Source organism: Burkholderia sp. MSHR3999 (genome assembly GCF_000833595.1).
GTDB classification, from domain to species: Bacteria; Pseudomonadota; Gammaproteobacteria; order Burkholderiales; family Burkholderiaceae; genus Burkholderia; species Burkholderia ubonensis.
On sequence record NZ_JRFO01000005.1, the window covers coordinates 838,289 to 852,605 of the forward strand.

The 14,317-nt window shown below is 62.5% G+C and carries 6 protein-coding genes, 2 tRNA genes, 3 rRNA genes and 1 pseudogene; 1 reads left to right on the forward strand and 11 read right to left on the reverse strand.

The features are described 5' to 3' along the window. Positions 1-15: 15 nt before the first annotated feature. The 6 genes and pseudogenes from KY49_RS17225 to KY49_RS17250 form a co-directional block, all read right to left on the reverse strand. Positions 16-1,005: a nucleoside-specific channel-forming protein Tsx gene (locus KY49_RS17225; protein ID WP_080405517.1), complete on the reverse strand. Its 990-nt coding sequence runs from the start codon at positions 1,003-1,005 to the stop codon at positions 16-18. Positions 1,006-1,242: 237 nt separating this feature from the next. Next, a pseudogene (gene hydA, locus KY49_RS17230) lies at positions 1,243-2,702 on the reverse strand (dihydropyrimidinase). Positions 2,703-2,740: 38 nt separating this feature from the next. Beyond that, a complete protein-coding gene (locus tag KY49_RS17235) occupies positions 2,741-4,249 on the reverse strand; it encodes an NCS1 family nucleobase:cation symporter-1 (protein ID WP_042585783.1) in 1,509 nt (502 codons plus the stop codon). A 106-nt stretch (positions 4,250-4,355) separates the two neighbouring features. Beyond that, the gene (gene preA / locus KY49_RS17240) at positions 4,356-5,663 is read right to left on the reverse strand and encodes an NAD-dependent dihydropyrimidine dehydrogenase subunit PreA (protein ID WP_042585784.1); all 1,308 of its coding nucleotides are present in this window, start codon (positions 5,661-5,663) and stop codon (positions 4,356-4,358) included. 68 nt (positions 5,664-5,731) lie between these two features. Further along, a complete protein-coding gene (locus KY49_RS17245) occupies positions 5,732-7,069 on the reverse strand; it encodes an NAD(P)-dependent oxidoreductase (RefSeq protein ID WP_042585785.1) in 1,338 nt (445 codons plus the stop codon). A gap of 125 nt (positions 7,070-7,194) precedes the next feature. After that, positions 7,195-8,475 (reverse strand): Zn-dependent hydrolase, encoded by a 1,281-nt coding sequence (locus KY49_RS17250; RefSeq protein WP_042585786.1) that lies wholly within the window; start codon positions 8,473-8,475, stop codon positions 7,195-7,197. Between the two features lie 354 nt (positions 8,476-8,829). Between KY49_RS17250 and KY49_RS17255 the strand changes: the two genes are divergently transcribed. Further along, positions 8,830-9,522: a TetR/AcrR family transcriptional regulator gene (locus tag KY49_RS17255; RefSeq protein ID WP_042585787.1), complete on the forward strand. Its 693-nt coding sequence runs from the start codon at positions 8,830-8,832 to the stop codon at positions 9,520-9,522. 70 nt (positions 9,523-9,592) lie between these two features. On the opposite strand, the gene rrf is transcribed toward KY49_RS17255, so the two are convergent. From rrf to KY49_RS17280, 5 genes are all read right to left on the reverse strand, one after another. After that, a 5S ribosomal RNA gene (gene rrf / locus KY49_RS17260) occupies positions 9,593-9,705 on the reverse strand. Between the two features lie 120 nt (positions 9,706-9,825). Beyond that, positions 9,826-12,707, reverse strand: a 23S ribosomal RNA gene (locus KY49_RS17265). A 278-nt stretch (positions 12,708-12,985) separates the two neighbouring features. Beyond that, a tRNA-Ala gene (locus KY49_RS17270) sits at positions 12,986-13,061 on the reverse strand. A 36-nt stretch (positions 13,062-13,097) separates the two neighbouring features. After that, positions 13,098-13,174, reverse strand: a tRNA-Ile gene (locus KY49_RS17275). A 63-nt stretch (positions 13,175-13,237) separates the two neighbouring features. Then, a 16S ribosomal RNA gene (locus KY49_RS17280) occupies positions 13,238-14,317 on the reverse strand; the annotation flags it as partial.

Below are 14,317 nucleotides of genomic sequence, written 5' to 3' on the forward strand. Positions count from 1 at the left end.
GCGTCGTGCATCAGATCAGAACTGATAGCCGACGCTCGCGTAATAGCCCCAGCCGGTCGAGCGGTTCTGGAACGGCCCGTCGCCGAAGTTCAGCTCGGTGCCGTTCCACTGGCCGCCGTTATGGAAGTAGCGGGCCGCGGTCCAGAACCGCCAGTGCTTGAACGAATAGATCAGCACGTTGGTCGAGACGAACGCGGTGTCGGTGCGCGCATTGCCGCCCGACTCCTCGCGCAGCTTCGAGCCGAAGTCGTAGTTGAAGAAGCCGACGTAGGTGAGGTTGCCGCCGTGGAACGTGCCGATCGGGTAGATGTACTTCATCTGCGCGCGGTAGCCGTCCCACGAGTTCTGGTTGGCGGCGCCGTAGTTTTCCCACTGCCGGCGCACGTACAGGTTCGCGGACAACAGCAGCTTCGTATGCGTGTCGATGTCGGTGCCGAAGCCCGCATACAGCGTGTTCTGGCGTCCCGCCGTGTTGTGCCCCTGGTCGTAGATCCAGTCGAACGCCACGTACCACTCCTTGAACGGACCGAAGCCGAGGCGGCGGCCGACGAGATCGTCGATCGACACGCGCGGCTCCTGTTCGCTGAAGAGCGGCGAGCCCTTGTTCGTGACGCCGGTGTCGTAGCCATTGCCGACGCCGAACACGCGCGGCACGTCCACGTAGCCGTACAGGTCGAACGGGCCCTTCCTGCCGAAGTACTCGTATTCCAGGTACACGTCGTTGGTCCGGTGCGGCCCGAAACGGATGTCCTTCGACCCGATCACGCCGAGGCTCTGGTGAAACCACGTCGACAGGTACGGTGACGGCGCGGGCGGCGGCGGCGGGTTCGGCACGACCGCGCCGCTCTCGGCGAGCAGCGGTCCGGCCGGCGGCGACTCGGCCCGCGCCGGCATCGCGGCCAGCATGCCGGCCGCGAGGGTCAGCAGCGCGAGGCCGATGCGTGCCGCCGGGTATTTCGAATGCCTTTCACCTCTCGACTCGTTATTCAGTTCTTCTATGCACATGCGCCTGATCCTGCGTCCGTATTGTTGTTGTCGAAGGCCCGACGCGCCTGTCGTCGAGCATGGCTCGCCCGGCGTTCCAATTGCCCCACATTCGAGCGCGCCGCCTGCTTCAGGTGCGCGCGTGCATCGATGTTGACCAATCAGTCAGCTTCAGGCGAGTCCTGCGGATGAAACCGGAAGGATCAAGCACAACCCGTGCCATATATTGACCGTTCGGACAGGTTGCGGCGCGCGGGCTCAGCCGTCTCGCTCGACGGGATGCGGCTCCCTGAGCCGGTTCGCGAGCCGCGCCGCGTCGTAGTAGGCCGCGGTCGGCGGCCGCTTCAGATAGCGCCCGGCGCCGCGCACCGCGCGCAGCTCGCCGTCCGCCCACGCCAGCGCGCCGCGCGTCAGCGTATGCGTCGCGACGCCCTGCACCGTCATCCCTTCGAACACATTGAAGTCGACCTTCTGATGATGCGTGTTGACCGAGATCGTCTTCGTCGCCGCCGGGTCCCACACGACCAGATCGGCGTCCGCCCCCACCTGCACCGCTCCCTTGCGCGGGTACAGGTTGAAGATCTGCGCGGCGTTCGTCGACGTGATCCGCACGAATTCGTTCGGCGTAATGCGCCCGCGATTGACGCCGTGATGCCACAGCACCGACATCCGGTCCTCGACGCCGCCGCAGCCGTTCGGGATCTTCGTGAAGTCGTCTCGGCCCATCGCCTTCTGCGACGCGCAGAACACGCAGTGATCGGTCGCCGTCGTATGCAGCTGCCCGGACTGCAGCCCCCGCCACAGCGCCTCGCGATGCTCGGCCGAGCGGAACGGCGGGCTCATCACGTGGGCCGCCGCGCGCGTCCAGTCCGGGTCGCGGTAGACGGCTTCGTCGATCACGAGATGGCCCGGCAGCACTTCGCCGAACACCCGCAGGCCGTCGATGCGCGCGCGCGCGCGATCGCGTCCACCGCGTCCTTCGCCGACACGTGGACGATATACACCGGCACGCCGAGCACCTGTGCGATGCGGATCGCGCGGTTCGCGGCCTCGCCCTCCACTTCCGGCGGACGCGACAGCGGATGCGCTTCCGGCCCGGTCATCCCGCGCGCGAGCAGCGCCTGCTGCAGGCGGAACACGAGCTCGCCGTTTTCCGCATGCACGGTCGGCAGCGCGCCGAGTTCGAGCGAACGCGAGAAACTGTTCACGAGTATCTCGTCGTCGGCCATGATCGCGTTCTTGTACGCCATGAAGTGCTTGAAGCTCGACACGCCGTGATCGTGCACGAGCGTGCCCATGTCGCGGTGCACGGTCTCGTCCCACCACGTCACCGCGACGTGAAAGCCATAGTCGGCCGCCGCCTTCTCCGCCCAGCCGCGCCATTCGCGGAACGCGTCCATCAGCGGCTGCTTCGGGCTCGGGATCACGAAATCGATGATGCTCGTCGTCCCGCCCGCGAGCCCCGCGGCGGTGCCGGTGAAAAAATCGTCGCTCGCCGTCGTGCCCATGAACGGCAGCTCCATGTGCGTATGCGGATCGATGCCGCCCGGCATCACGTACTGGTCGTGCGCGTCGACGATCGTCGCGCCGGCCGGCGCATCGATCCGCTCCGCGATCTGCAGGATCGTGCCGCCGTCCTGCGGGTCGGCGCACAGGATGTCCGCGCGATACGTGCGGTCCGCATCGACGACGGTGCCGCCGCGAATCAGGGTTGCCATGTTGCTGCCTCCTCGTTGACTGACAATGTCCGTGCCGTTCAGGCGCTCGCCACCTGCGCGCTTTGCCCGGCGCGCCATTTCATCCACGTTCCATACACGGCCGACGCCAGCACGAGGCCGACGAACCAGGCATAGGTATAGAGCGCGTTGAAAAACGCCGGCACGTTCGGAAACGATGCGGGAAACGCCGTATGCAGGAACCCCGGCAGATTCGGCAGCACGCCGACTGCCAGTGCGGCAAGCGCCGCGGGGTTCCAGCCGCGCGCGTAACTGAAGCGGCCGTTCTCGTCGAACAGCGCGCGCGTATCGAGCTGCGTGCCGCGAATCAGGAAGTAGTCGACCATCAGGATGCCCGCGACCGGCCCGAGAAGCGCCGAATAACCGACCAGCCACGTGAAGATGTAGCCGTCGGTCGTCGCGAGGATCTTCCACGGCATCATCACGATCGCGATCGTCGCGGTGATCAGGCCGCCCGTGCGATACGAGATCCGCTTCGGCCACAGGCTCGAGAAATCGTAAGCAGGACCGACGAGATTCGCGGCGAGGTTGCAGCACATCGTGTCGAGCGTGAGGATCACGAGCGCGATGCCGACGCCGATGCCCGTCATCCGGCTCGTCAGGTCGATCGGATCCCAGACCGCCTTGCCGTAGATCACGATGGTCGCCGACGTCACCACCACCGACACGACCGACAGCAGCGCCATCGGCACCGGCAGCCCGATCGACTGCCCGATCACCTGGTCGCGCTGCGAATGCGCGAAACGCGTGAAGTCCGGAATGTTCAACGCGAGCGTCGCCCAGAAGCCGACCATCGCGGTCAGGCCCGGCCAGAACGTCGCCCAAAACAGCCCTGCCTTCCTGCCGCCGGCCGCGAACTGCGACGGCGCCGACAGCATCGAGCCGAATCCGCCCGCCTTCGACGTCGCCCACCAGACGAGCGCGACGCACATCACGACCTTGATCGGCGCCGACCAGCTTTCGAGCCAGCGGATCGAATCGGTGCCGTGCAGGATGAAGTAGAGTTGCAGCGCCCAGAACACCAGGAAGCACGCGAGCTGCCCGACGGAGATGCCGAGGACCGGCAGCGCGGCGCCGTGCAACGCGTTGCCGGTCAGGATGTTCAGCAGCGTGTAGATCGCGCTGCCGCCGAGCCAGGTCTGGATGCCGTACCAGCCGCACGCGACGATCGCGCGCAGCAGCGCCGGCAGTTTCGCGCCCTGCGTGCCGAACGACGAGCGCACGAGCACCGCGTACGGGATGCCGTGCTTCGCGCCCGCGTGGCCGATCAGCAGCATCGGCACGAGCACGATCAGGTTGCCGAGCAGCACGGTCAGCACCGCCTGCCACGGCGACATGCCCTCCTCGGTCAGGCCGGCCGCGAGCATGTACGACGCGATGTTCATCACCATCCCGACCCACAGCGCCGCGAAGTGATACCACTTCCACGTGCGCTGCGCGGCCGTCGTCGGCGCAAGGTCGTCGTTGTAGAGACTGCCGCCGTGCGCGGCTGCGCCGTCGGGATCGGCGGGGTTCGCTGTCAGCTTCATCAAGAACGCTCCACGGAATCATCCACGCCCGCGCCGCGTGGCGCGCGACGCCGGACCGGAAGGATCGGAAACGGCGCCCGGACCGGTACCGGGCGCCGCACGCCGGTCAGGCAGCCTTCGCGTGTTTCGCGGGCTGAGCCGCGCTCGCGCCTGCGTCGACGCGCGCCGGATTGTTCGGATGCGTGGTCCAGTTCGCATAGCCGCCCGCATCGACACGCGCCATCGTGATGCACTGCTCGACCGGGCACACATGCATGCATAAATTGCACCCGACGCATTCCGCATCGATTACCTCGAAGTGGCGCACGCCGTCCTTCTCGCGCGTGATCGCCTGGTGCGACGTGTCCTCGCACGCGATATGGCACAGCCCGCACTGGATGCAGCGGTCCTGGTCGATGCGCGCCTTGATGTCGTAGTTCAGGTTCAGGTATTGCCAGTCGGTGACGTTCGGCACCGCGCGCCCGCGCACGTCGTCGAGCGTCGCGTAGCCTTTCTCGTCCATCCAGTTCGACAGGCCGTCCACGAGATCCGACACGATCCGGAAGCCGTAATGCATCGCGGCCGTGCACACCTGCACGCTGCCCGCGCCGAGCACGATGAACTCGGCCGCGTCACGCCACGTCGAAATGCCGCCGATGCCGGAGATCGGCAGGTTCGGCGTTTGCGGATCGCGCGCGATTTCGGCGACCATGTTCAGCGCGATCGGCTTGACGGCCGGCCCGCAGTAGCCGCCGTGCGTGCCCTTGCCGTCGACCGTCGGGATCGGCGCCATCTGGTCGAGATCCACCGCGACGATCGAATTGATCGTGTTGATCAGCGACACGCCGTCCGCACCGCCCTTGTAGGCGGCGCGCGAGCCCATCCGGATGTCGCTGATGTTCGGCGTCAGCTTCACGAGGCACGGCAGCTTCGTGCCTTCCTTGACCCAGCGCGTGACCATCTCGACGTACTCCGGCACCTGCCCGACGGCCGCGCCCATCCCGCGCTCGCTCATCCCGTGCGGGCAGCCGAAGTTGAGTTCGACCGCATCGGCGCCCGTATCCTCGACGAGCGGCAGGATCCATTTCCAGTCGCGTTCGTTGCACGGCACCATCAGCGACACGATCAGCGCGCGGTCCGGCCAGTCACGCTTCACCTGCGCGATCTCGCGCAGGTTCACGTCGAGCGGACGGTCGGTGATCAGCTCGATGTTGTTCAGCCCCGCGATGCGCTGGCCGTTCCACTGCACCGCGCCGTAGCGCGAGCTGACGTTGACGACGTGCGGATCGAGCCCGAGCGTCTTCCAGACGACGCCGCCCCAGCCCGCTTCGAACGCGCGGTTCACGTTGTAGGCTTTGTCGGTCGGCGGCGCGGACGCGAGCCAGAAGGGATTCGGCGAAGTGATGCCCGCGATGGTGCAGCGAAGGTCGGCCATGTTCGGCTCCGTGAGAGTGGGGTCGTTGTCGTGATCGATCAGGTGGGCGGCGTGTGCGTGCTGCCGGCTCAGGCCGCCTGCGCGTCGCGCCGCACGAGGGCCGCGTCGATCGACGCCGCCGCGCGCTTGCCGTCCTGCACGGCCTGGACCGTCAGGTCGACGCCGCCCGTGGCCGCGCAATCGCCGCCCGCCCAGACGTCCGGCAACGTGGTCCGTCCGTCCGCGTCGACCGCGATCCGGCTGCCGTCGAGCGTCAGCAATTCGCGCTCGATGCCGACCGGCACGAGGGTCTGGCCGATCGCCTTCAGCACCATGTCCGCGTCGATCGTGAAGCGTTCGCCCGACGCCGTTTCGAATTCCACACCCGTCACCTGCCCGTCGACGCCGATCAGGCGCACCGGCTTCGCGTGCGTGACGAGCGTGACGCCGCTCTTCTGCGCGAACTCGCGTTCCGCCCAGGTCGCGCTCATCGCTTCCACACCGCGGCGATAGACCATCGTGACGCGCGCCGCGCCGAGCTTGCGGCTCTGCACCGCCGCATCGACTGCCGTATTGCCGCCGCCGATCACGACCACGCGGCGCCCGACCGGCACGTTCTCGAGCGCATCGGCCTGCCTCACCTGCTCGATGAAATCGACTGCATTCATCACGCCGGCAAGGTCCTCGCCGTCGAGCGCCAGCGCGCGCACGCCACCGAGGCCGATCGCGAGAAACACCGCATCATGCTGCTGGCGCAGCGCGTCGAGCGTCACGTCGCGTCCGAGCGCGACGCCCGTCTTCAGCTCGATGCCGCCCACCGACAACAGCCAGTCGACCTCGCGCTGCGCAAAATCGTCGACGGTCTTGTAGGCCGCGATGCCGTATTCGTTGAGCCCGCCTGCCTTCGCGTGTGCGTCGAACAGCGTGACGCGGTGCCCCGCGAGCGCGAGCCGATGCGCGCACGCAAGCCCCGCCGGCCCCGCGCCGACCACCGCGACATGACGCCCCGTGTCGGGCGCGCGACGGAACGCGACGGCGCCCGATGCCATCGCCCAGTCGGTCGCGTGCCGCTGCAGCGCGCCGATCGCGACGGGCTGTGCGTCCTGGTGATTGCGCACGCATGCGCCTTCGCACAGGATCTCGGTCGGACACACGCGTGCGCACATCCCGCCGAGCGGGTTCGCGGACAGGATGTCCGTCGCCGCGCCTTTCAGGTTGCCGTTGCCGATCTTGCGGATGAAGCCAGGGATGTCGATCTGCGTCGGGCACGCGTGCACGCACGGCGCGTCGTAGCAGTAGTGACAGCGGCTTGCCGCCGCGGCCGCGGCGGTCGGATCGAGCAGCGGCGCGATGTCGGCGAATTCGCACGAGAGTTGCGTGGACGACAGGCGGTGCGCGGCGATATCGCCGGTTTGCTGGGTGGCCATACACGTTCCTTCGTCAAAGTGAGGACATAGCCGTACCTGCCGGCTGCGCGAATGCGGAACCGGGACGGCGGTTTTATGGGCGATGCGGTCAGTCGATAACGGGAATGCCGGCTAGGGCTGCGTCGTCATGAAGCGGGTTCGCACGCGCGCGACAGCATCGCGTGCAGCAGCACGTTCGCGCCTGCCTCGATCCATTCGGGCGTCGCGTCTTCGATCTCGTTGTGGCTGATGCCGTCGACGCATGGCACGAACACCATCGACGTCGGCGCGACCTGTGCGAGATAGCACGCGTCGTGGCCCGCGCCCGACACGATGTCGCGATGCGAATAGCCGAAGCGATCGGCCGCGGCGCGCACGGCCGTAACACAATCGGCGTCGAACGCGACGGGCTTGTAGTAGAAGATCTGTTCGAGCTGCGTGTCGAGACCGATGCCGCCCGCGATGCGTGCGACGCCGTCGCGCAACGCGGCGTCCATCTGCGCGAGCACGGCGTCGTCCGGATGCCGGAAGTCGACGGTGAAGAACACGCGCCCCGGGATCACGTTCCGCGAATTCGGAAAGACCTGCATCATGCCGACCGTCGCGCACGCGAACGGCGCGTGATCGAGCCCGATCCGGTTGACGAGATCGACGACGCGCGACGCGCCCAGCAGCGCATCGCGGCGACGCGGCATCGGCGTCGGGCCGGCATGCGCCTCCTGACCCGTCAGCGTGATTTCGTACCAGCGCTGCCCCTGCGCGTCGGTGACGACGCCGATCGTCTTCTGCTCGGCTTCGAGAATCGGCCCCTGTTCGATATGCAGCTCGAACGCCGCGTGCAGCGGACGCCCGCCGCACGGCACGTCGCCGGCATAACCGATGCGCGCGAGCTCGTCGCCGATCGTCTTGCCGTCGACGTCCTTGCGCGACAGCCCGTAGTCGAGCGAGAACACGCCGGCGAACACGCCCGATGCGACCATCGCGGGCGCGAAGCGCGAGCCTTCCTCGTTGGTCCAGATCACGACTTCGACCGGATGCTCGGTCTCGATCCCGTAGTCATTAAGACTGCGAATCACTTCGAGCCCGCCCAGTACGCCGTAGATGCCGTCGAACCGGCCGCCTGTCGGCTGAGAATCCGCATGCGACCCGGTGACGACGGGCGGCGCGTCCGGCACGCGGCCCTCGCGGCGCATGAACACGTTGCCCATCTGGTCGACCGTTACCGTGCAGCCGGCGGCTTTCGCCCAGCTGACGATCAGGTCGCGGCCGGCCTTGTCCAGATCGGTGAGGGCGAGACGGCAGACGCCGCCTTTCGGCGTTGCGCCGATCTTCGCCATTTGCATCAGGCTGTCCCACAAACGCTTGCCGTCGACCTTGATCGACGGGTCGAGTGCCGCCCGCTTCGCTGCTTCGGATACCGCGTTCATTCGCGTCGCTCCTCTGATCAGTCATGCTGTCGGTTCAGTCGCTGCCGGTGCATGCGCGGCCTGTTCCGGGGCATGGCCGCACGCACAAGGTGCACGTTTCCGGTTCACTGCCGGCGAGTGACCCGGCGATTCGCCGAGGCCCTCCACCGCTCATCCAATCCTGTCCGATTGGACAGGTTTTAGGCGAATCCCATTGGCAAATCAATGTCTTTCTTGCGTGAAGACTTGTAGCGAGAAGCGTGCCACTGCGTCGCAACATCGCGTGGTGTGCAACGCAATCCGGGTGCGTGCCAGCCCGTGGACGAGCGGCTAGAATGAAGCGCAACGCGGCATCCGCGCCGCGCGAGGCCAACGATGAAACGTGACGATGCCGTAACCGAAGCGATGGAAAGCGAAGCAACGCCCACGCCTTTGCGGCGGCGCAAGGCGCACATCCGGGAGTCGAATGAAGCGCATCTGCTTGCGTGCGCCGAAGCCGTGTTCGCGGAGCGCGGGCTCGAAGGCGCGAGCACGGCGATGATCGCCGAACGCGCGGGCCTGCCGAAGGCCAACCTGCATTACTACTTCCCGACGAAGCTGGCGCTGTACCGCCGGGTGCTCGAAGACCTGTTCGAGGACTGGCATCGGGCAGCCAACACGTTCGAGAACAGCGACGACCCGGTCGAAGCGATCGGCGGCTACGTGCGAGCGAAGATGGAGCTGTCGCGCCGGCGGCCGCTGGGCTCGAAGGTGTGGGCGAACGAGATCATCCACGGCGCGGAGCACATGCAGGACATCCTGGCGCAGCGCGTCAAGCCGTGGTTCGATACGCGCGTGAAGGTGATCGACGACTGGATCGCGCGCGGGTTGCTCGCGCCGATCGACGCGCAGGCGCTGATGTATCTGATCTGGGCGACGACCCAGCATTACGCGGACTTCGATGCGCAGATCCGCGCGCTGAGCGGCAGGCGCGCACTCACGCAGAAAGCGTTCGCGGAGAAGACCGAGCAGGTCGTGCAGCTCGTGATTCGTGCGTGCGGAGCGGTTTCACCGAATGTGAATCGATAGGCGGCGATATTTCCGTCGCTGGAAATGCAAAAACCCCCGCCGGTTGGGCGGGGGTTTCTGGCTTGAGGGAGCCTGACGATTACCTACTTTCACACGGGAATCCGCACTATCATCGGCGTAGAGTCGTTTCACGGTCCTGTTCGGGATGGGAAGGGGTGGGACCGACTCGCTATGGTCATCAGGCAAAGAGGGTTGTTCTGCTGGCTTGGCCAGCAGAACCAATCTGGGAAGAAGCAGTAATCCTGGGGTTGTGCGTATCGCACACATCGCGGTCATTCAACCGCTCTAAAACAGCCTTGTTATAGGATCAAGCCTTACGGGCAATTAGTATCGGTTAGCTGAACGCATTACTGCGCTTACACACCCGACCTATCAACGTCCTGGTCTCGAACGACCCTTCAAGGGGATCAAGTCCCCAGGGATATCTCATCTTAAGGCGAGTTTCCCGCTTAGATGCTTTCAGCGGTTATCTCTTCCGAACATAGCTACCCGGCGATGCGACTGGCGTCACAACCGGTACACCAGAGGTTCGTCCACTCCGGTCCTCTCGTACTAGGAGCAGCCCCCTTCAAATATCCAACGCCCACGGCAGATAGGGACCAAACTGTCTCACGACGTTTTAAACCCAGCTCACGTACCTCTTTAAATGGCGAACAGCCATACCCTTGGGACCGGCTACAGCCCCAGGATGAGATGAGCCGACATCGAGGTGCCAAACACCGCCGTCGATATGAACTCTTGGGCGGTATCAGCCTGTTATCCCCAGAGTACCTTTTATCCGTTGAGCGATGGCCCTTCCATACAGAACCACCGGATCACTATGACCTGCTTTCGCACCTGCTCGACTTGTCGGTCTCGCAGTTAAGCACGCTTATGCCATTGCACTATCAGCACGATTTCCGACCGTACCTAGCGTACCTTCGTACTCCTCCGTTACGCTTTGGGAGGAGACCGCCCCAGTCAAACTGCCTACCATGCACTGTCCCCGACCCGGATCACGGGCCAAGGTTAGAACCTCAAACAAACCAGGGTGGTATTTCAAGGACGGCTCCACCGAAACTGGCGTTCCGGTTTCATAGCCTCCCACCTATCCTACACAGATCGGTTCAAAGTCCAATGCAAAGCTACAGTAAAGGTTCATGGGGTCTTTCCGTCTAGCCGCGGGTAGATTGCATCATCACAAACACTTCAACTTCGCTGAGTCTCGGGAGGAGACAGTGTGGCCATCGTTACGCCATTCGTGCAGGTCGGAACTTACCCGACAAGGAATTTCGCTACCTTAGGACCGTTATAGTTACGGCCGCCGTTTACCGGGACTTCAATCAAGAGCTTGCACCCCATCATTTAATCTTCCGGCACCGGGCAGGCGTCACACCCTATACGTCCACTTTCGTGTTTGCAGAGTGCTGTGTTTTTATTAAACAGTCGCAGCCACCAGTTTATTGCAACCCCTTCACCCTCCTGGCGCAGGCCAGTCAAGCTACAAGGGCGTACCTTATCCCGAAGTTACGGTACCAATTTGCCGAGTTCCTTCTCCCGAGTTCTCTCAAGCGCCTTAGAATACTCATCTCGCCCACCTGTGTCGGTTTGCGGTACGGTCATCGTTAGACTGAAGCTTAGAGGCTTTTCTTGGAACCACTTCCAATTGCTTCGCTCCCGAGGGAGCTCGCGCCACACCCTTGAATCCTGCGCCCGGATTTGCCTAAGCGCCTTCTCCAATGCAGCGACCGGGACTTCCAACACCCGGACAACCTTCCGCGATCCGTCCCCCCATCGCATCTAACGACGGTGCAGGAATATTGACCTGCTTCCCATCAGCTACGCATTTCTGCCTCGCCTTAGGGGCCGACTCACCCTACGCCGATGAACGTTGCGTAGGAAACCTTGGGCTTACGGCGAGGGGGCCTTTCACCCCCTTTATCGCTACTCATGTCAGCATTCGCACTTCCGATACCTCCAGCACCCTTTACAAGGCACCTTCGCAGGCTTACGGAACGCTCTCCTACCATGCGAGACTAGCTCGCATCCGCAGCTTCGGTATATGGCTTAGCCCCGTTACATCTTCCGCGCAGGACGACTCGATCAGTGAGCTATTACGCTTTCTTTAAAGGGTGGCTGCTTCTAAGCCAACCTCCTGACTGTTTTAGCCTTCCCACTTCGTTTCCCACTTAGCCATATTTGGGGACCTTAGCTGGCGGTCTGGGTTGTTTCCCTCTTGACACCGGACGTTAGCACCCGATGTCTGTCTCCCGTGATTGCACTCTTCGGTATTCGGAGTTTGCTATGGCGGGGTAATCTGCAATAGACCCCCCAACCATGACAGTGCTCTACCCCCGAAGGTGAGACACGAGGCACTACCTAAATAGTTTTCGGAGAGAACCAGCTATTTCCAGGTTTGTTTAGCCTTTCACCCCTATCCACAGCTCATCCCCTAACTTTTCAACGTTAGTGGGTTCGGACCTCCAGTACGTGTTACCGCACCTTCATCCTGGCCATGGATAGATCACCTGGTTTCGGGTCTACGCCCAGCAACTGAACGCCCTATTCGGACTCGCTTTCGCTACGCCTGCCCTATACGGTTAAGCTTGCTACTGAACGTAAGTCGCTGACCCATTATACAAAAGGTACGCCGTCACCCCTTACGAGGCTCCGACTGTTTGTATGCATGCGGTTTCAGGATCTATTTCACTCCCCTCCCGGGGTTCTTTTCGCCTTTCCCTCACGGTACTGGTTCACTATCGGTCGATCACGAGTATTTAGCCTTGGAGGATGGTCCCCCCATCTTCAGACAGGATTTCACGTGTCCCGCCCTACTTGTCGCACACCTAGTTCTTTCATACTGTTTTCGCCTACAGGGCTATCACCTGCTATGGCCGCACTTTCCAGAGCGTTCGGCTAACAATACAAATAAAGAGTGCAAGGCTCATCCCATTTCGCTCGCCACTACTTTGGGAATCTCGGTTGATTTCTTTTCCTGCGGTTACTTAGATGTTTCAGTTCACCGCGTTCGCTTCACATGGCCTATGTATTCAGCCATGGATACTCCATAAGGAGTGGGTTTCCCCATTCGGACATCTACGGATCAAAGCTCGTTTGCCAGCTCCCCGTAGCTTTTCGCAGGCTACCGCGTCCTTCATCGCCTGTGATCGCCAAGGCATCCACCACATGCACTTGTTCGCTTGACCCTATAACGAGTCTGTCTCGTTACAGGTTGAGTTCTCGCGTTGTGCCGTATTCCAATTGAGCCGAACATGAAGTTCGAATCATCTTGAGATACATCGATACAATCACAACCCGGATAGTTTCCACGTCCATCTCAAAGACGCTTCCGCTATCCAAATTACTTGCTTCTTCCAGATTGTTAAAGAACGACAGCCGATATGGTGTTACTCATATCACTCTGACTGGCTCAATCGCCAATGGCAAAAGTTCGATCAAGTCGAACGCTTGTCATTGAAGATTGTGGTGGAGGCAGACGGGATCGAACCGACGACCCCCTGCTTGCAAAGCAGGTGCTCTCCCAGCTGAGCTATGCCCCCATACAGAGACTTCCCAGGGTACTTCCGCCAGACAATTGGTGGGTCTGGTTGGATTCGAACCAACGACCCCCGCCTTATCAAGACGGTGCTCTAACCGACTGAGCTACAGACCCCTGAGTCTGTCCTGATTTACAGCCGATAAGCGTGAGCGCTCAACTTGTGCGAGATAGCTCTGGAAAGGAGGTGATCCAGCCGCACCTTCCGATACGGCTACCTTGTTACGACTTCACCCCAGTCATGAATCCTACCGTGGTGACCGTCCTCCTTGCGGTTAGACTAGCCACTTCTGGTAAAACCCACTCCCATGGTGTGACGGGCGGTGTGTACAAGACCCGGGAACGTATTCACCGCGGCATGCTGATCCGCGATTACTAGCGATTCCAGCTTCATGCACTCGAGTTGCAGAGTGCAATCCGGACTACGATCGGTTTTCTGGGATTGGCTCCCCCTCGCGGGTTGGCGACCCTCTGTTCCGACCATTGTATGACGTGTGAAGCCCTACCCATAAGGGCCATGAGGACTTGACGTCATCCCCACCTTCCTCCGGTTTGTCACCGGCAGTCTCCTTAGAGTGCTCTTGCGTAGCAACTAAGGACAAGGGTTGCGCTCGTTGCGGGACTTAACCCAACATCTCACGACACGAGCTGACGACAGCCATGCAGCACCTGTGCGCCGGTTCTCTTTCGAGCACTCCCGAATCTCTTCAGGATTCCGACCATGTCAAGGGTAGGTAAGGTTTTTCGCGTTGCATCGAATTAATCCACATCATCCACCGCTTGTGCGGGTCCCCGTCAATTCCTTTGAGTTTTAATCTTGCGACCGTACTCCCCAGGCGGTCAACTTCACGCGTTAGCTACGTTACTAAGGAAATGAATCCCCAACAACTAGTTGACATCGTTTAGGGCGTGGACTACCAGGGTATCTAATCCTGTTTGCTCCCCACGCTTTCGTGCATGAGCGTCAGTATTGGCCCAGGGGGCTGCCTTCGCCATCGGTATTCCTCCACATCTCTACGCATTTCACTGCTACACGTGGAATTCTACCCCCCTCTGCCATACTCTAGCCCGCCAGTCACCAATGCAGTTCCCAGGTTGAGCCCGGGGATTTCACATCGGTCTTAGCGAACCGCCTGCGCACGCTTACGCCAGTAATTCCGATTAACGCTCGCACCCTACGTATTACCGCGGCTGCTGGCACGTAGTTAGCCGGTGCTTATTCTTCCGGTACCGTCATCCCCCGATCATATTAGGACCAGG

Coding starts and splice junctions, on each gene's coding strand:
- KY49_RS17255 (WP_042585787.1), top strand. CDS start 8,830: ATGAAACGTGACGATGCCGTAACCGAAGCGATGGAAAGCGAAGCAACG.
- KY49_RS17235 (WP_042585783.1), bottom strand. CDS start 4,249: ATGAAGCTGACAGCGAACCCCGCCGATCCCGACGGCGCAGCCGCGCAC.
- preA (WP_042585784.1), bottom strand. CDS start 5,663: ATGGCCGACCTTCGCTGCACCATCGCGGGCATCACTTCGCCGAATCCC.
- KY49_RS17225 (WP_080405517.1), bottom strand. CDS start 1,005: ATGTGCATAGAAGAACTGAATAACGAGTCGAGAGGTGAAAGGCATTCG.
- KY49_RS17245 (WP_042585785.1), bottom strand. CDS start 7,069: ATGGCCACCCAGCAAACCGGCGATATCGCCGCGCACCGCCTGTCGTCC.
- KY49_RS17250 (WP_042585786.1), bottom strand. CDS start 8,475: ATGAACGCGGTATCCGAAGCAGCGAAGCGGGCGGCACTCGACCCGTCG.